The organism is Novosphingobium sp. FG90, from assembly GCF_057808725.1.
The window spans coordinates 43,464-60,701 of sequence record NZ_JBMDIO010000019.1; the positions used below are offsets into that span (position 1 = coordinate 43,464).

General features: G+C 61.5%; 20 protein-coding genes. 11 read left to right on the plus strand and 9 right to left on the minus strand.

Annotated features, from left to right (window positions below; genetic code table 11):
• Positions 1–83: 83 nt before the first annotated feature.
• The 3 genes from ACODRZ_RS16630 to ACODRZ_RS16640 form a co-directional block, all read right to left on the minus strand.
• Positions 84–1,079, minus strand: coding sequence for a hypothetical protein (locus tag ACODRZ_RS16630; RefSeq protein WP_026150008.1), 996 nt, complete (start codon positions 1,077–1,079; stop codon positions 84–86).
• A gap of 203 nt (positions 1,080–1,282) precedes the next feature.
• Positions 1,283–1,522: a hypothetical protein gene (locus ACODRZ_RS16635; protein ID WP_157410331.1), complete on the minus strand. Its 240-nt coding sequence runs from the start codon at positions 1,520–1,522 to the stop codon at positions 1,283–1,285.
• Positions 1,523–1,620: 98 nt separating this feature from the next.
• The gene (locus tag ACODRZ_RS16640) at positions 1,621–2,790 is read right to left on the minus strand and encodes a tyrosine-type recombinase/integrase (RefSeq protein ID WP_019054629.1); all 1,170 of its coding nucleotides are present in this window, start codon (positions 2,788–2,790) and stop codon (positions 1,621–1,623) included.
• Between the two features lie 57 nt (positions 2,791–2,847).
• On the opposite strand from ACODRZ_RS16640, the gene ACODRZ_RS16645 reads away from it, so the two are divergent.
• From ACODRZ_RS16645 to ACODRZ_RS16665, 5 genes are all read left to right on the plus strand, one after another.
• Positions 2,848–3,018 (plus strand): hypothetical protein, encoded by a 171-nt coding sequence (locus ACODRZ_RS16645; protein ID WP_019054630.1) that lies wholly within the window; start codon positions 2,848–2,850, stop codon positions 3,016–3,018.
• A gap of 6 nt (positions 3,019–3,024) precedes the next feature.
• Positions 3,025–3,759, plus strand: a complete 735-nt coding sequence (locus tag ACODRZ_RS16650; RefSeq protein WP_019054631.1) for a hypothetical protein — start codon at positions 3,025–3,027, stop codon at positions 3,757–3,759.
• Between the two features lie 292 nt (positions 3,760–4,051).
• Positions 4,052–4,315 carry a hypothetical protein gene (locus ACODRZ_RS16655; RefSeq protein ID WP_019054632.1) on the plus strand — a complete coding sequence of 88 codons (264 nt, stop codon included), beginning with the start codon at positions 4,052–4,054 and terminating at the stop codon, positions 4,313–4,315.
• A 51-nt stretch (positions 4,316–4,366) separates the two neighbouring features.
• Entirely contained in the window at positions 4,367–5,020 is a 654-nt protein-coding gene (locus tag ACODRZ_RS16660; protein WP_235219113.1) for a nucleotidyl transferase AbiEii/AbiGii toxin family protein, read from the plus strand.
• A 45-nt stretch (positions 5,021–5,065) separates the two neighbouring features.
• Complete coding sequence (locus ACODRZ_RS16665) at positions 5,066–5,962, plus strand: abortive infection family protein (RefSeq protein ID WP_019054634.1); 897 nt, start codon at positions 5,066–5,068, stop codon at positions 5,960–5,962.
• Here ACODRZ_RS16665 and ACODRZ_RS16670 read toward each other — a convergent pair.
• A complete protein-coding gene (locus tag ACODRZ_RS16670) occupies positions 5,959–6,567 on the minus strand; it encodes a hypothetical protein (RefSeq protein WP_019054635.1) in 609 nt (202 codons plus the stop codon). The two genes, ACODRZ_RS16665 and ACODRZ_RS16670, sit on opposite strands and share 4 nt — an antisense overlap.
• Before the next feature lie 140 nt (positions 6,568–6,707).
• On the opposite strand from ACODRZ_RS16670, the gene ACODRZ_RS16675 reads away from it, so the two are divergent.
• The 5 genes from ACODRZ_RS16675 to ACODRZ_RS16695 all read left to right on the plus strand — a co-directional run bounded on the left by ACODRZ_RS16675 (position 6,708) and on the right by ACODRZ_RS16695 (position 9,795).
• On the plus strand, positions 6,708–7,031 hold the full coding sequence (locus ACODRZ_RS16675) for an AtpZ/AtpI family protein (protein ID WP_019054636.1): 324 nt from the start codon (positions 6,708–6,710) through the stop codon (positions 7,029–7,031).
• A gap of 85 nt (positions 7,032–7,116) precedes the next feature.
• A complete protein-coding gene (locus ACODRZ_RS16680) occupies positions 7,117–7,323 on the plus strand; it encodes a hypothetical protein (protein ID WP_019054637.1) in 207 nt (68 codons plus the stop codon).
• Positions 7,324–7,331: 8 nt separating this feature from the next.
• Positions 7,332–8,462, plus strand: coding sequence for a DUF3800 domain-containing protein (locus tag ACODRZ_RS16685; RefSeq protein WP_019054638.1), 1,131 nt, complete (start codon positions 7,332–7,334; stop codon positions 8,460–8,462).
• A gap of 71 nt (positions 8,463–8,533) precedes the next feature.
• Entirely contained in the window at positions 8,534–8,809 is a 276-nt protein-coding gene (locus tag ACODRZ_RS16690; protein WP_019054639.1) for an HU family DNA-binding protein, read from the plus strand.
• A gap of 77 nt (positions 8,810–8,886) precedes the next feature.
• On the plus strand, positions 8,887–9,795 hold the full coding sequence (locus tag ACODRZ_RS16695; RefSeq protein WP_019054640.1) for a hypothetical protein: 909 nt from the start codon (positions 8,887–8,889) through the stop codon (positions 9,793–9,795).
• 31 nt (positions 9,796–9,826) lie between these two features.
• Here ACODRZ_RS16695 and ACODRZ_RS16700 read toward each other — a convergent pair whose 3' ends face one another.
• Positions 9,827–10,795 (minus strand): nucleotidyl transferase AbiEii/AbiGii toxin family protein, encoded by a 969-nt coding sequence (locus ACODRZ_RS16700; protein WP_235219114.1) that lies wholly within the window; start codon positions 10,793–10,795, stop codon positions 9,827–9,829.
• A complete protein-coding gene (locus tag ACODRZ_RS16705; protein WP_488971806.1) occupies positions 10,740–11,513 on the minus strand; it encodes a type IV toxin-antitoxin system AbiEi family antitoxin domain-containing protein in 774 nt (257 codons plus the stop codon). Before ACODRZ_RS16705 ends, ACODRZ_RS16700 begins: the two co-directional genes overlap by 56 nt.
• 272 nt (positions 11,514–11,785) lie before the next feature.
• Between ACODRZ_RS16705 and ACODRZ_RS16710 the strand changes: the two genes are divergently transcribed.
• The gene (locus ACODRZ_RS16710) at positions 11,786–11,995 is read left to right on the plus strand and encodes a hypothetical protein (protein WP_026149934.1); all 210 of its coding nucleotides are present in this window, start codon (positions 11,786–11,788) and stop codon (positions 11,993–11,995) included.
• A gap of 3 nt (positions 11,996–11,998) precedes the next feature.
• Here ACODRZ_RS16710 and ACODRZ_RS16715 read toward each other — a convergent pair whose 3' ends face one another.
• From ACODRZ_RS16715 to ACODRZ_RS16725, 3 genes are all read right to left on the minus strand, one after another.
• Complete coding sequence (locus ACODRZ_RS16715; RefSeq protein ID WP_019054278.1) at positions 11,999–14,809, minus strand: conjugal transfer protein TraG N-terminal domain-containing protein; 2,811 nt, start codon at positions 14,807–14,809, stop codon at positions 11,999–12,001.
• 15 nt (positions 14,810–14,824) lie between these two features.
• Entirely contained in the window at positions 14,825–16,225 is a 1,401-nt protein-coding gene (locus ACODRZ_RS16720; protein ID WP_026149935.1) for a conjugal transfer protein TraH, read from the minus strand.
• Positions 16,226–16,290: 65 nt separating this feature from the next.
• Positions 16,291–17,109 carry a conjugal transfer protein TraF gene (locus ACODRZ_RS16725; protein WP_019054280.1) on the minus strand — a complete coding sequence of 273 codons (819 nt, stop codon included), beginning with the start codon at positions 17,107–17,109 and terminating at the stop codon, positions 16,291–16,293.
• Positions 17,110–17,238 lie beyond the last annotated feature (129 nt).

Sequence of the window (17,238 nt, forward strand, 5' to 3'; positions counted from 1 at the left end):
GAAATTACTGTCTATCATTCATCCAATGAGGAGGGTCTACGACCGCCACGCAGGTACGGTGGCCCAGGAGCCGCAACTGGCATTTAGCCGGCTGTGCTGATGCTGTCCACGAAGTGCTGCTGTATGCTGGTTTCCCAAGGATCATCTTCTCTCGGGACAACGGCCTCAGACCATCCTTTGGGAAGCCGGTTCAGGGCTTTCAGCGCCCCAAGCGCGCGGGCCACGCGCTTGGGGCCGCCGGCACCGGTCATGTTTTTGATGGCCGTGCTCACGCGCTGGCTGCGCGCATGATGGCTCTGCTCTTTCGGATCGATGTCAGCCAGCACGCTACAGAAATCTCCCTCTTCGATTTTCAGTTGCGATAGTGCCCAGGACAGGATGCCCTCAAAGAAGTTCGCCTCCAGCTCGTGCCGCATTCGGACCTCGAGCGCGGCAATGTGTCTCTGCCCAGGGAGAAGATAGGCTGGAAGTCCCTTATTGCCGCTATCTTCCGGACGGGGCTTCCATCGACAGACAATCGTGTCTTCCCAGATCGGCCTGACGAACCAGGACAAGGTTCCGATGAGATTCTTGAGCAATGCCACGAGAGCTTCGCACTCAATGTCCAGAAGGAGCCGCTCCCTTGGCGACAGTTCCTCTGCTCGGTCCACGCGGTGCATCAGGCCGGCGAAATCCTCGATGAAATAGAGTTCATTGTCCGGCCGTTGCATAACCTGCGGGCCCAGGATCGGTGAACGGATCCAGTCCGTATCATCGTCCCCCTCGAAATCGAATCTGGCGATATTGCTATCGAAATCGCAACCGAATGGCTGCCATCGAACCGACAGATTCCCCGAGCGCAGGACGAGCGCATATACGCCGACGCGAGCCCTATCACGGTGAAGTTTCCGCAAATTCCAGTAAGGCATGCTGTGGGCCAGTGCCAAAGCCTGGGCAGAGGGTCCCGTCAGACATGCCTCGATCACCGGCGGTATATTCCAATCCCCCTTCACTCCAAGTTGGACGCGTTTCGCACAATAGAGGGCTGCGCAAGTACCGGCGGATTGTGCGTGGACCAAACCGTCATCGAGCGTGAACATTCCTTCCTCTATCCTTCGTCCGTTCGCTTCAGGCTGGGTTCGACACCGGGACCGTCTCAATCGCCGCCGCAAGACAGGCCCAGACCCGTTCTAGGTCATGTGATGGTCCTGTCAGGTATCCACTTGCCGCAACATGTGGCGCTGCGCTTCGGACGAGCCGTTCATTCGCTCTCGAGATCTTCGCCCCGCTTTTGGCGGGCGCGCTACACCTCATACCCGTGACCCGCGAGAAGTCGAGCCATGCCGGCACCTTCCCAGCTTCCGGGCCGGCGAATGACCATCGCCGCATCCTGCGCCAGCATCGTTAGAAGGTCCGCGGCACTCTCAAGTGGTCCATGAGTCGTTGCGCCATTTCGTGCTTGATCTGCATCGACACAACGCCGCGTAAGTTCGGCCAGGTTCGCCGAATCCTCTTTGCTCAATTCGATCGTGATGGTCGGCAAACTCATTCTCCTCGATTTCTTCGGAAACCGTCCTCGTCGGAGTCTCCAACAATATGAGAGTCTTTGCAAATCCGGCCTGGAAAGGCAGGGCTGGCAGCTCATTTACGGACCCGCGACAAGACGCGTGCGGCAACATTGCTGCGCACGGCGAGCTTGCGGCCATAGCGCAATGCGGTTGTTGGCGAACTCCAGCGCAGGGCCTGCGCGATGCCAGCGCCATCCTCTCCCGCCGCGAAGAGATCCTGGGTAAGGCCGACGCGCAGCGAATGTGTGGACAAGGCCTGGATCGCGTCGTCCAGCTTGCCAACAGCCAGCGTAACCAGTCCCTTGTCATAGGCCGTGAGCGCCACACGGCGGTAGATGCCGTTGACGCCCTGCCGGGTTAGAGATGTCGTTCCGATGGAATAGGTCGTTCGTGCGAGCGCAGTTTCCGGTACGGTTTCCCGTGCGCGACGTCGATCGACCCCGACCCTGCGGAACAGCGGGCCTTCTTCGATGCCGCTTGCAACCAGCCATGCGCCGACGCGCCGCATCGTCTCCGCGGAAAGCCATGCCCAGGCGCCTTCCTGTTCCTGGTCGGTCTTGGAGTAAGGGATGAAAAGCGTCGCCGAGCCATCCTCCTGTGGATCGATTTGTCTTGCCTCCACCATGGTGAGTTCGCTGACCCGCAGGCCGGCATCATAGCCGAGCGAAAGCAGGGCGGCATCCCGCAGCCCTTGCAAATCGCCGCCACAGGCATCGAGCAGCGCGGCAAGGGTAAAACCTTTGGCGGCATGAGGATCGAGTGCCTTGCCCAGCCGCAAGGGCGCTGCCTGGCGCTGGAGGGCACCTTTGCGCCTGCGGACGGCCTTGAGCGCTGCCCGCACCATCGGCGCGTCGGTGGGCGCGGCATCGCCCGTCAGTCCCATCATGCGGTGGACCGAACCGAGACTCGCGATACGTCGCGCGAGGGTCGCGGGCTTTTTCCCCCTGGCATCGAGCGCATTCACATAGCGCACCACATCTTCGGGATCGGCGGGCAGTGGTTTTCGGCTTTCCTCGCCGCACCAGTCACGCCAGCAATCGAGATCGGCGGCAATCGCCGCCTTGGTCGCGTCGGCCATGGCCGAAAGCGTCGTCTCGAGCCCGAGCTGGCTGATCGGCGGCAGATCTGTGGGAACGATGCCGCCGATCGTGCGGAGCAACCGCATATCGACCGTTTCGGCGTCCGCGTTCCGCGACCGCATCGGCAGTGCGGCGTCCTCGGTTCTGACGACGATGATTTCCATATCGGAGGATCTTGTGGAACTCTCAGCCATTGCTCGCTATATGTCATTCTGGAGGACATGATGCAGCTTAACTCGGCACAAGCCTTGAAACTGGGCCGCGAGGTCCATGAAACCTTCGGGAGCTGGAGGAAAGCGCGTGAGGCGGCCGTCCAGCGCAACGGCGTCTATGTCATCGACCGCGAGAAGATTCGCGCCGCCAGGGCCGAGAAGACCGCCGAAACGGCCTAAGCTGGCATGACCTTCGGATATGCGCTGCTCGGCGCGCTCGTTCTGCTGCTTCCGGGCTTCGCTGGTTATTTCGGACTTCGGATCGGGGAAGCGCGCGATTTTGTCTCGCCGCGACCGGATCGGCCGAACTCCAATCTCACTATCTTCCTGGTTGTGGCGCTGGCGCTGGGCGCGCATGTCTTCGGCGCTGGCATCTTCGCGCTCAACGAACTGATCGCGGCCTGGAAGCCACTCATCAGGCTGTCCTACGAACCCAACCCTTATAAGGCGCTGCTCAGCGGCCATGCGCCACAGGGGCTGTCCTCGCTTGCGATCGAACTGGAACTGCTGTTTTTCCTCGGACTGGCGGTGCTGATGGGCTGGATCTGTGAAACGATTGCCCGGACATCGCCGATTACGGCGAGGGCCGATCCGTTGCGCTTCGGATGGCTGTTGCCGATCGTCCAGAAGGTCGAGGCTGGCGGCCATGTCGCCGTCGGTTATGTGCGGACGACCAGCGGCCATGACGGAGCCTGGATCGCCTATGAAGGAAGCGTGCGTCGGCTGACGCTCGACGAGGATGACGGGATTCGCATGGTCGTGCTCGAGCAATGCGACCGCTTCCTGGTCCAGATGAAGGACGGGAAGATCGAGCGCGTTGATATGGAGAGCGCGCCGATCGCCATGATGCACCTGGCCGCCGACCAGATCGCGGATTTCGCGGTCGAACTGTTCGAGGTTCCTGAGTCCGACGCCGAGTGACGCCAGCCGCTCGGTCGCCTGCGGCACAATGCGCGGCACATTTGTGCCGCGTGATTGCTGCAATTTCTTCATCTGCGGAACTTGCCCCTTCCCTGCCGGTTTCGCGCTCCTATACTTACCATAATCTCCCATTATGGTAAGTGGGAAAATCGCGCGGGGAGGGCGGATTCAAGCCGGAAATCTGACGCCTACATTCACCCAGCTACTCGTCAGATTGCCCCGTTCTTGTTTTGATAACGCCCCAGAGCTATATAGACGGAGTGATCGATGGGATCATGGTACAGGTTGTGAGATGGCAAAGGCTGCAAGCTTGGTGTTGGCGACGGTGAACGCTCCTTATGGGGCGAACCTCTCCGCGCATCAACTCGCCGCGCTGATCACCGACCCCAAGAGCGCGAGCGACTTCAACGCGCCCGTGTTCTCCTTTTTCTCGGAAGTGAGCCCGGCTCTGCAGTTGCAGTTCGTCCAGGAAATGGGTGTCGATGCCGATAAGGTCTGCGCGGTCGCAGACCAGTTTTCCAACCTGTCGGGCTACGCGCTCCCGCTGGCAGCGTAACGTATGGTCGAGCGGGGCCCGAGCCAGTGGCCAGTCCTGTTCGACCTCGCGATGGAAATCTTCGGCCATTTAGAGAAAACCGTAGGCTTTGCGCCTTCGTGGAGCTTTGGCGGCGGGACCGCTCTCATGCTCCAGATCGACCATCGCGAAAGCCACGACATCGACATCTTTCTCGATGATCCGCAAATCCTACCCTTCCTCAATCCGCAGATCCAAGATTTCGCCATGACCCGCCGACCGGACGAATATAAGACCGACGGGACGCAGGCGCTCAAACTGGCCTTTGACGAACTCGGCGAGATCGACTTCATCTGCTCTTCCGCCATCCTCGATATCGCCAGCGAGCGTCACGATGTGCGAGGGCAGATCGTCGACCTGGAGACACCGGCCGAAATCGCAGCCAAGAAGGTCTATTTCCGGGGCTGGAACTTGCAGCCACGCGACATGTTCGACTTGGCAGCAATCGCCGAGCATCATGGAGACGACTATCTCGTCTCAGCGTTGCGCGAATGCGGCCGCGAGCGATGCCAAAAGGCGCTAGACGTCGTAGAAAAGGTCAACCCGAAGGCCGTCGAAACAGTCATCGGTCAACTCCTGTACCGCGACAGATACAGCCATCTGGTCACGGCAGCCCAAGCAATTACGCATCGAATTCTGACGGAATCACTCTCGGACAAGGCTGAGCATGTGGGTAGTGAAGATTGAAGGCTGCCCGAAGCTCGCGTCCTTCTCTCTCGCGGCAGACAAGCCATGAGCGGCAAATTCTCTGCCTTTGTCATCAAGGCGCTGGTCGACACGATCACGGGCGGCGCCGGCAATGATAACAGCCCGGCGATCGGAATCTATCGGTCGGGCCCGAAGATCGAACAATTCTTCCTCGATTGCGGCCTCGACATGCGTATCGGCGCGAGCTCTCGCGTACCCGCGACGACGGATTTCCTGCGCCAGGCAGCCAATCACTATGACGGCCAGGGCGATGTCTACATCACGCGGATCATTGAGAAGGTCTGCGATCCGCGCGAATATCTGACGGAGCCCGATAAGGCGACCGCGGTTCGCGAGCATCTCAACAAGGCGCTCGCAGCGGACGAGCTGGCGGTGGTCATCGTCGGCGGCAAGGCCGTGCTGACCAGACGCCAGAGCTCCGGGACGATCGTCGAACCCTTCATCCAGAAAGTCGAAACACTGGACTTCGACACGGTGCAGATGGAGATAGCGCGCGCCCTCCCCAATCTTCAGGATGACCCCGAAGATGCGGTAACCGCCGCGTGCTCGCTCATCGAGGCTGTCTGCAGATCCATCCTCATCGAGCTCGGGTTGCCGCTGCCGCCCCGCAAGGATATCGACGGCCTTATCCGCGCCGTCCAGGAGCCGCTGAACCTGTCGCCGGGGCGCAGCGACCTGCCCGCCGAAGTGGAAGCAGACGTCCGCCAGATCCTGAGCGGCCTGACATCGGTTGCAAAAGGCATCGGTGCGCTGCGAACGCATGGTGGTGACGCTCACGGGCGTGAAAAGGGCTTCCGGAGGATCGACCCGCGCATCGCACGTCTCGCGATCAACGCCGCCAGTTCGCTGGCCCTGTTCCTGATCGAGACCTGGGAGCGCCAAGAAAAGCGCGCTCTGCCGCAGCACGCACCGGGGATTTAGCCTGAGGCGCGCGCTGCCTCTGCCCGGGGCTGCCCATGCGCGCCGCGGACATAGGGTTGCCGCCGGTGCTCGCTAATGGCGATGCTTGGGTGAAGCGCGGCTCGGACCGCGTCGGTCACGGTGTAGACCGCATGACGCTGGGCGCCGCGGTTTTCATGATCGACGAAGAACCCCTGGTAGTGCCGCGTGATCAGCCCGGCCCTCACCAGCTCCGACACCGCCCGGCTGATTGCCGTCATGCCGGTTTCGCGGACACGCTCACTGACTTCCGCCTCGACCAGGCGGTCGGCCTCGGCCGGATCACCTGGAAACTCTCCCCGGCCGACGAGCGCAGCTCGAACCTTGTCGGCGGTCGCGCGGCGCTGATGATGACGCGCGCCGCTGGGTGCGATCGTCGCGGCCAGCCATTCGCGGATCGGCACAAGCGCTTCGCCTTCGCGAACGAGCGGTCCCGCCTGCCCGTTGGCCCGCGCAACCCGCGCGATCAGATCAAGCACCATGAAGGTATAGCGCGGCCGCGCGGAGTGCTCGGCGATGATGCGTACGATATCGGGCATGCCCGTCGTTCGCTGGGGCGTCGCCGCGAAGAGGTCCTGCTGGATCATGGAACGAATCAAGCACAAAGCTGGACTCTTGTGAATCCCCCAAAATGCTCATGGAGACGCGAGACGGCACTTTTGCCATCCGTGTCACTTCACCCCTCCTCATCATTTTTCTCGTCTTCACACCATGCTAGACCCGCCCCATGAGCAAAGATGAATCAGACCCCGATCTTATCGGAGAGGATCCCCGATTGGATGGCCTGAAGGATCGCCTCGAGGCGGCGCATTCGGCCGAAGAGGAACGAACCCGCCCTGCCTCTACAGGTGCCGATGCCAGCTATAGCCTCGGCAATCGCGTGCTGGCGGAACTACTCGGCGGCGTTGCCGGCGGTGCCTTGCTTGGCTGGATCATCGACAGGTTTGCCGGCACCGGTCCCTGGGGCCTGCTCATCGTGATGGCCCTCGGCATCGTCGTGGCCTTCGTCAACATCATCCGCATATCCAACCGCAAGCCAGACGGATCGTAACGTTTGCCATCTACGTCACTTTACCCGGCGTGAGGTAAAGTGACACAGTTGGCACTAAGGCAATGGCAAACTGTCGGAGACCAGCGTGGCTGATTTCAGTCTCAAACATTACGAGCTGCGCACGACGGATGAATATCGTGCGGCTAGCCGGGCGACCTGCATCGATCGCATTCTCGCGCACCGGCAGATGGCGCGCCGCTATGCCGAAAAGGCTCGAAAGGTGCGCGAGGCAGGCGGAGCCGCGCGGTTTCGCGCACGCGCCATTTCAGGCCTCAGGATCGCGAAACGCTGACATTGCGGATGACGGAGAGCAAACAGGGAATTGATATCGAAGATCTGCGCGGGCTCGACATTCACCTTCACGGGCTGGATCGCGCCGACGCGCCTTATACGCTCTATTATGACGAGACGAACAACATCCGCCGTTTGCACGTCACGGCCGATGGGTTGAACGTCGATAATCCGGGATGCTTTGTCCTCGCCGGCGTTGCCCATAGCGGTCCTCGCAAACCCATCGACATCGCCCCTCTACGCGCGGCTCTCAAACTACAGCCCACCACCAAGGAGATGAAGCTCGCGCACATCGGCAAGGGCGACTTTCTCGACCTGCTGGGCTCACGGCGTCTGGGGGACCTCCTCGACTGGATCGCGGCCAACGGGCTATTCCTCCACTACCAGTGCCTGGACGTAATCTACTGGTCGCTCGTCGACATTGTAGACGCCGCACTTATCGCGGGCGATCGTGAAGAACTGATGCTGGTCGCACCGGCTCTCAAGGATATGCTCAACCTTGCCCTGCGCCGGGACCTCGAGGCGACCACGGACCTGTTCCGGCTCTTCAACTATCCCGCGCTCGATCCTCGCGATGGCCCGCAATTCTATCATGTCGTGCTGCAGATGGTCGAAGAGGAAGCAGATCACCTTCATCCCTTCTATGGGAGGCTTCTTGCCCAGGCTCTCGAGGACGCCATTCAGGGTGAGAGCTTTCCGTTCATCGAAGGTGACGATGAAGATCGGCATATCCTGATCGAGGGGTTCGACATCTTCTTCCGCCACAGGATCGCACTGCTGCGCAACTCGACGCATGTTCTCGACCTCGAGGAAGTCGTCCGCCGCCAGTTGCTGGCCGATCCCCTCATGCGTGACGGCGTGCCAGTCGACAGCTTCAGGTTCGTGGACTCGCAGGACGAACCGCTGATCCAGGTCAGCGACGTCGTCGCGGGTCTGTTGGGCAAGTTCTTCTCCTATGTCGTCAGCACCGAAATCGACGTCGTTCGAGCTGATCGCGCGGCGCTCAGCGACCTTCAGACTGAAAATCTGGCAAAGCTCGCACGTCTGTTTGATCAGGCGACCGATGAAAACGAAGCATTCGCCCATCGTGTGATGAGCCTGTCGGACACCCACAAGGCAGACATTTTCATGCAGACGTAGCACACCGATGGCGCAGGTCGGTCCAGGCGGCTATGCAGTGAGCAATTTCAACTGAAATGAGGACTATCCGAATGAACAATAGTGAGCTTGCTGAAACCCTCGCCGGCCAGACGGGCACGACCAAGGCGGATGCCCGCAAGGCGGTCGATCTCGTTTTCGCGGCGATCGCGGATGCGGCGGCCAAGGGCGAGGAAGTAAGCCTCAACGGCTTCGGAAAATTCAAGGTGAAAGACGTGCCTGCCCGCGAAGGCCGCAACCCGGCCAATGGCGAGACCATCAAGATCGCCGCTTCCCGGAAACTTACCTTCACTGTGGCGAAAGCCGTCAAGGACAAGCTCAACGGCTAGTCGAGATTGACGCCTCGAGCCCCCTGAGGACCGAGGCGTCGCCCCCTTCCCTGCCTTGATGGTCGCCCCGGCACGAAATGAGCGATAACGACGAACTGACTGCGCTCATTCGCGAAACATTCTCGCGCATCTGGCCAAGTAGCGATCCCGACATCGCGAACTATCTGACGCCAATGGTCGCGAGGTTCGCGCGGTCGGATTGCCGCGACCGCCATTTCCTTGTCGAGTTCCAGCGCGGCGATCTCGGCAAGCTGGCGAGCCGGATCTGGGAAGCGATGCTCTATGGCCGCTTTCAGGACCTCGGCTGGAACATGGCCAGCGAGGACAAGGGGCCAGACTTCCTGATCGATGATCAGGTCTATATCGAAGCGGTCGCCGCGCAGCCGGGCGACGCCGCCAAGGGCGGCTTGCCGCAGGAGTGGCAGGATGGCGGCGCCAACGGCGCCGGTATGGTTCCCACCGATCAGATGCTCCTGCGCTGGACGTCTGTCATCAAAGCCAAGCGTGATGGTTATCTCAAATGTCTGGAGCAGGAGGCAGTCGATCCGAAACTCCCGTTCGTGATCGCGGTGAACACCTGCCGGCTTGGCGGCGATACCCTCGGCATTGGCGGCGTCCCGCTCGCGGCTATGGCTGTACTTCCCTTCGGCAGCCCGCAGGCCCATGTCGACGTGCAGACAGGTCAGCCGCTCGGTGGCTGGCAGCTCTCATGGCAAGACACCGTGCTCAAGGCCAACGGCGAAGAGATTCCCACCGACAACTTCCTCCAGGAGGACTATCGCTGCGTCAGCGCAATCGTCGGCTGCTCCGGTTTCTATGCCTTTCCCGATGACCGCGACAAATTCTGTGGCCAACCGCCATATTACGTCATTCACAATCCACTCGCCGCCAATCCCCTCCCCCGGCCTTGGCTCCCCGGCGCGATTGAATACGCCGTCACTGCCCATGACACGCACCGCCTTCAATTGGACCAACTGCCGGCCTAGCTGCGCCCTGTTCACGACCGAGATGGATTGGTTACGAAAGCGCCGCTTCCAGCGCTGCCAGACCGGCCTGATGCCTCTTGGGCTGCGCGTCTCTGAACCTAAGGATATTCATCAATTTGAACTGCGGCGCTGGAAGCTCACGGACAGCGGGCAGCGGGAAGCTTTCCCACTCCGGATCCCCAGCTTCGAAGCTCCTGAGAAACTGTCGATCGTCGGCATCGAGCGAGGCATGAATCGTCTGCACAAGGCGATCGAGCGTTTCGACATGATCCTCATAGGTGAATGGCTCGAAGGGCATTCCTTCGAACTGAGCCTTGAACGTAGCGCTTTGATCCTTTCGGCTCGGGCTGACCAGCTCAGCGACCGGGCGCCCGTGGCTTACCAGCGCTCCGACGAAGCCGTGACGAACCTCGTCGACCAGCCCTTCTGCGTCCAGCAGGCGCTTCACGTCGAACAGATCGCGCGGATGCTGCCGGTCCAGCGCGGCACAAATCTTTCCGCCGAAAAGCTCACCGTGCGAGAGGCATCGCGCCTCGACGAACGCCTCAAACCTCTCCTGCACCTGGTCCGAACATGGCAAGTCGCGGAGGGGAAGGAGATGGCCGCGCAGGGTGGGATTAACCTCCACCTTGATCTGGGTCTTGCCGCGCTGGCAGTTGAGCTTGACCTCCATCCCTTCCTGGCCCTGGCGTGTCTGGGTCACGCGGGTCGGTGGCAGGCGGCGTTCGATGTCCGCCTTGATCCGGGCGAGAGCCTCACTGATCGCGCGCAAGGATTGGGCCCGGTCGTGGATCGGTAGGTAGGTCAGATCGATGTCGACCGAGAGGCGTGGAAGATCCCATTCGAACAGGTTGATCGCGGTGCCGCCCTTCAGCGCGAAGACGGGCTCGGCCATGACCAGCGGCAGGACGTCCAGCAGGAGCCGGACCTGATCGCGATATTGCTCAGTTGCCACCCGAAACGAGCTCCTTGGGCAAGAGCAGTCGGTATTTCGGGACATAGCGCCCCATTTTCGCAAGGCTGCGATCACCCGAACCCAGGTCTATCTGCTCCACCTTCAGATGGCGCATGACGGCGAGTTCCGCTCGCTCCGCAAGATAGAGGAACAGCCGCCGGACCTTCACCGACGCGCAGGCCTCGAGCAGCGATTGCATGAGCTTGGGGCGAAGCGACGTCATGCCTTCGACGATCTGGCCGGCCTCGACGAGATCGAATTCCTTGGGCGCAAGGTGCAGCAGCTCCAGGATGGCCCGTTCGGGCGTCGCCGTGGTCAGTGGATAGCCTTCCGGACTTCGCTGCTCGGTGAGGCCGAGGTCATTCGGCAGGAGCTTGCTTTGCATGTGCCGAACTTCTTCCCCCCAATGCGTCTGGAACCAGGCCGGCAGGACGACATGCAGCGGAGAGAAGAGATAGGCCTTGCTCTCTCCGAAGCGCAGATAGTGGCTGTTCCCCGTTATCTCGAGGCCCGTCAGGGCGCCTACATGAACCGGCAGCTTGAGCTGCGATTGAACGCTGTATAGCGCGCCTTGCCAGGTCACGGTTTCCATGGGGCGCTTGAAAGCTCCGCGGCCAAGCGAGACCAGCCATTGTGAGGCGGTATAGTTCTGCAGATCCTGCGCCGTCAGCCCAAGCGCCTTGAGATGCGGGCTGGTCGCCACGGTGTGCGGCTCCCAAGCGTCGAGCAACGACTTCAATTTATCGGTTCGACCTACCTTCATGGTCTATCTTTGGCATAAATTCCAAGGTTCCTCAATCCCTCGGAATTTCATGAACTAATATGTCAGAGATATATTTGGGACATATAATTCAAGATATCGGACGCCCTCTGTCCCGAGACGATGGCCTCACAGCGAAGCCCACGGTCATGGATCTATAGCGAGGTTACGGCAGTCTATGGCTTTTTCATAAACTCGCCAATCTCCCAATAATCCCCTGCAATCCGTTGCGAACAAAGCTCGAACCGGCTATTCTCCGCTGCCAGGAGATGGCCATGCGCATCCTCAAATTTGATCTCAACACATACAACCAGACTAAAGACCTCCCGGGAGGCCCCGTCTTTGGTGTCGTTGAAGAGGAACTGGCTGACATCGAGATGTTCACCGATCAGCACGGCAATCCTACTCGCGGAGGAATGATCGGCTACGCGCTTGCGTATCTTCTGATGGCCGGCTTCGTTGGAGCGATTTTCTACCTCCTCTAAGCTTTATTCGCGAAGCTTAGGGTCTTGGAAGAACCCACGATCGTGGTCGCGGTTCACTTCCTGCTGGAGATCGGTGGAGCCCTGAACGCGCTGTCCTCGCATTGTCTGCGCAGCAGCCCGATCGCCGCTGAGTTCGGTCTTGCCCGCCTCGATGATCGCGGCGGCGCCCACGTCGCCGCCCCCGCCGGGGCCCGCGGGCAGACGCCCAGGTCCATGTGGCCGGTAAGACCCTCTCACGTCTGCCGCACTTGAGATGCTCGGCCGGCTTACGTCGACGAGGTCCGGATCGTGCAGACGGCCTTCGATCTCGGCCCGAATGCCGTCCTGCTTGTCGTGCATCCAGCGCGTGATCATCTCCTGGCGCACGACCCGCTGCTGGTCGGTCAAGTCGGTCGCCCAAAGCTCCGGCGCATCAAGCCCAGGATTCTCGACCTGCTGGCGTCGATACCATTGAGCGAGATCCTGGCTCAGATTTTCGCTGAGTTGCATGCCATGCGTCTCGGCATAGCTGGCATCACGCGACAACTGCTGGGAAAGCTCCTCAAGGCGGCGGGCCGTTTCCGAATAGGACTTCGCAAGCGCCAGGGAATCTTCAGTGCTAGCCGACGCCGAAGATGTGGCCGATGCCCGGCTGAAGCTGCCGCTGCGCGAATATGTCCCGTCGGACATCGACGCACCGGTTCCGCTTGAATGTTCGTCCCGCACGCCACTTGAGGATGTATTGGCGCTGTCGCTGCCGCGGGTTTCCTCCGTCCCGTAACGGAGCCCATCGATCTGGCTGCCGGATTTGGATACGCTGCCGCCAATCCCCGGCAGTCTTCCCAACGCTCCGCCGCGACCACCTGCCCGCCCCCCATTTTGGTTCCCGCCGACATTTGCAGTGACCGATCCCATGATCTGATCGTTAGTCTGCGCCTGGCGATCATGGCCCTGAGATATTCGCTGGCCTTGCGAGATCGTGTCCCGTTCCTCCTGACCCTGTGTGCTGCTTCCGGTCCGCCGATCGAATTGATCGACGGAGGTGTTCGCCTGCCGTCCGCTGCTGGAATCCCAACCGGAAGACCGTTCAGTCGATGTGCCAAAGGCGCTGCGATTGGCGTGGGTTGCGGTGAGTACCTCGGCCGCAGCATTCTCATAGGCTTGCGCCTGACGGTGCGCTTCGCTGGCCATCTCGCGCCATTCGGCGACCGATCCCGTCGTCATCGTCGGCGTGAAGCCGAGGCGCGAGATCGCACTGGAGGTGTCGAACACCTCCTGACCATTGCCGAACCCGTTGATCATGGCGCCATTGTCCTGGCGCCATCCCACGCTGGGCGCGCCGCCCATATAGCTCGGTGCTGTGGTCCACTGATCGGCTTGGCGCATATTCGACGTCGAGTTCGCCCAGCTCACATTGCCATAGGCATAGTTGCCGGTAGTCTGCTCGAGCGCCGCCGCCTCGGCTGCGTTCTGCGCGGGCGCCAGCATCGACATGGACTGGCCGGCGATCGACATCGCCCCCCGCGCAAGACCGGCCGCCAGGAACGGCACGCTCATGAGCATGAAACCGGCGATCGTCGCTGTCTCGCCGTTGACCGCGCCGATACCGGCATAACTGCCGAGCGTCACCCCTCCCCCGGCCACGCCGTTGGCCGCTGACTCAGCCCTCGTCATGCAGATCATGTGCAGGATCACGTAGAGCGGACCCCATGCCGCCAGATAGAAGAACCCCATGGCATAGCCCTTGAGCGTGCCGACGCCTGTCTGCGGCATGAGGAACAGCGGGAAAATCACAGGAAACATCGCGAAGAAGACGACGGTCAGCACGATGTTCAGGATCGGCACCCAGGCCATCGCCTGCTGCGCGATCGAGTTGTAGGTGTTGCGGGCCTGAATGTCGGCCCTCGTTTGCGCAAAGGTGTCGATTGCCGCGGCGCCGGCCCCGCCGGCCATGCTGTTGCGCGCCTGCATGAAGGCGTTGATGGCCGTGTTCTGGCGCATCGTTTCGGTGAAATTGCTCCCCGATCCGGTAAAGGCCGTGTTCGCGATCGGCACGTCGTGCTTGAGCTTGTCGGCAGCCAGGGCGTTGCTCAGCTTGGGGTAGACCTCCTTGCCCCACAGCGGGGCGTTTGCCTCGATCATCGGCGCCCATTGGGCGTCGAGTGCCTGATAGGCCTGCCGACAGGTGACGATGAAGTTCTGGACGGTGCCATCGCCCTGCCGCTCGAGCCATTCCTGCGAGCGCGCCTCGGACCCCGGCCCGATTGCCGCCCAAAGATCAGGCGCTTTGGCGAGATTGGTGAGCGACTTCTGGTAGAGCATCACATCCCCGAAGACGCAGTTCTTGAAGTGGCTTTCGAGATTGGTCGAGAATTCGGCGTCCCTCACCACGAAATTGCGCGTCGCGTCGAACAGACGCGCACCATAGACCATGCCGTTCGTCGAGTAGTTGAGCTCGCTCGGCATCACGAACACGGTCTCGGCCGTGCGGGTGAGCCAGTCGCCGACCTGGGTGGTGAAGCTCGCCAACACGCCCAGACCCATCGGCACATTGTCGATCGTCGCCGGCGCGAGACTCGGGTTGATACGATCGGTCACCTTGATGCTGACCGTTGGCACCATCAGGCAAAGGTAAATGGCCGTCGCCTGCAAGAACCAATTCATCCACGCCTTGTAGTTGAGCGTGAAGGCGACAACGAGCAGCGAGTAGATCAGGCCCATCACCATCACCACCCGTAGGAGCGAGCGATAGCCCCCTCCCCCGGACCAGGCCGCGACGGCATTGAACACGTTTACGAGATATTCGCCGCCCCCGACCGTGAAGACCTCCAGCATCGCCGCGCTCCCGCCCTAGTTCAGCCCCTGCGCATTCAGCCCGCGCGAGAAATTGAGCGCGGAGGCCATGCCCGGCGTCATCGAGTTCTGCAGGGTGGACTCGAGCATGATGCTGCGGTTGATGATCTGCATCGTCACCTGCAGCTTGTTGTTCAGCCGCACATCGCGCTGGCTGAACTTCGCGCGCGTGGCCGCGATCTGCTGTTTCCACTGCGTCGCGGTTTCCTGGTCGAAGGTCTGGTAGTGGACCTTCGCCTGCTCGACCCGGTCCAGCATATTGTCGAGCATGGCGGACAGGAGATCGACCGCGACGATCTCGGACAGCGTCTGGATCTCGCCGTCGGTCAGCGCATAATGCGCATAGGCCTGCACGGCGAGGATTTTGTAGATCGGCACCGTCGCCAGATTCAGCAGCTGCTTTTCGGCCGCGTTGAGCGGCGTGTCGGAGCGGATCTTGTCGCTCATCGACTTGATCATCGTCGCAATGCGCGGGCGCAACGCCGAGGACGCAGGGACCGACAGCGTCTGCTCGCCGACGTCGTAGCAATTCTCGTCGTTGCATTTGAGCATCTTGACCGGCGGCGCGTCCGCCGTCCCGTCGAGCAGCGCCGTCACCACCGCCTCTTCGGCCGGACCGAACATCACGACCTTGCCGCCGACGCTCGGATCGGTCGAAGGCGTGGTCACGACCGTGCCCACCAGTGTCATCACATATTCGGAGAAGGACTGATCGAACGCCCCAAACTTGGCCGATTTTCTGAGCGCCTCCCAGGTGTAGTTGTGCGGCTCACCGACCAGCTGATCCTTCATCGATGCGTCGGTATTGCCCGCGATGGTGGAATCGCGCCGGTTGCCGTTATTGCAGCCTTGGCGGGAGGCGGCCCAGTCGGAGAACACGCCCTGGCTGTTGCCCACGGCCTCGCAGATCGTCGCCCGCGTCGAATCCATCTGCGGCCAGATTCCGCCGACCAGAGCCTGCGCGGTCTCGCAGCTAGAGATATTCATCTGGTTCAGAAGCTGCGCCTTCTGGCTGAACTCATCCATCACCTTCCCGATCTCCGGCGAAACGGAATCGATCGCGAGCTTGAACGCGAACCCGAGAGCATTGTTGGCCGTCGCTTTGAGCATAGCCACGATTTCGGAGGCGTTGATGAACGAGAAGCTGCCCGAGAAGAGGTCGATGCCCCCGCAGCCGGCCCGGGCGCTGGGAAGCTGGAGATTGAACGGTTGCACGCTCTTCTGCGGGAAACGCGTCCAGACATTGCCGAGCGAATAGTAGCCTGCCGACTGCCCCTGATAGGCCGACGGACCCGTGACATTGGCAGCGCCGCCCGCGTCCGAGAAGAAATTGTTCATCTCGGAGGCGACATCGGCGCGCGCCACGCCAACAATCGCGAAATTGAGCGCGGCGACCATCGCCATGGAGGCGCCCGCTGAGCGGAAGAAGCGGCGCGCACGCCCTTTGCCACGATGCTGTGCCATCAGTAATCGCTCCCAACCTTGGTGTTCGTGAGCGTGAAGATCCGGTCCATGATCTCATCCGCACTGAGAATGCCGTAGCCGATCGGAATCGTGCGCTTCGTCACGGTATCGAACAGGACGAGCGCCGGCGTTTCGTTGCCCGGCACACCCATCCGGGCGCGCTGCCCAGAGTCGACGACATAATTCGGGAATTCCCGGCTCGGCCCGCCGTCCATCGACACCGCCATCACCGCCATGCGATGGCTGTCGGTCACCGAGCGCAGGATCGGCGCGAACAGCTCGCAGGCGCCGCAGCTCTGAGCGTAGAAATAGAACAGCCCGTAACGCTGACCCAGATTGGTGAGGACCGCGTCACGATCGGCCTTCCGGTTATCGAGCCAGGCGCGCTTGCCGACCGTCGAGACCGGCCTTTGCAGCGTGTAGTCGATGTCGGGATTCTGCCACAGCGCGCGCTGCCAGACGTCGGAGAAGGTCGACGCCCGGTCGAGCTGCTCGCGCTGGAAGCGGACATAAGCGATGACATTCTCCTCCGACGGTTCAAGGATCGCCTTCGCCTTCAGTTCGTCGAGATGCTTGGTGATCGCCGCCATGCGGTCGACGGCGCTCTGCTGTGGCGGTGCAGCCGGCGCTTCCCGCGGCACGGCTTTCGGCTTGTCGCAATAGAACCATTGGCCGAGTTTTCGCTCGCCGCAGTAGAAGTCGTCAGGCCGGCTCTGCTCGATCGTATCGGACGGCGGCGACGCGTCCTGCGCCATGAGCGGCGACGCCAGGCCAACGCCCAGGGCGACCAGCATCGAGAGTCTAGCGATCATCGACATCGCTCATCGTCCTTTCAGCGGCTGAGGCAGAATGCGCGGAAGAATGGGTAGGTGGTGTGGAGGCTGGCCCGCCGTCCCAGGCCGAGAAGTGGACGCAGCAATCGGCCACGCTGGCTATAGGGGTGCCGC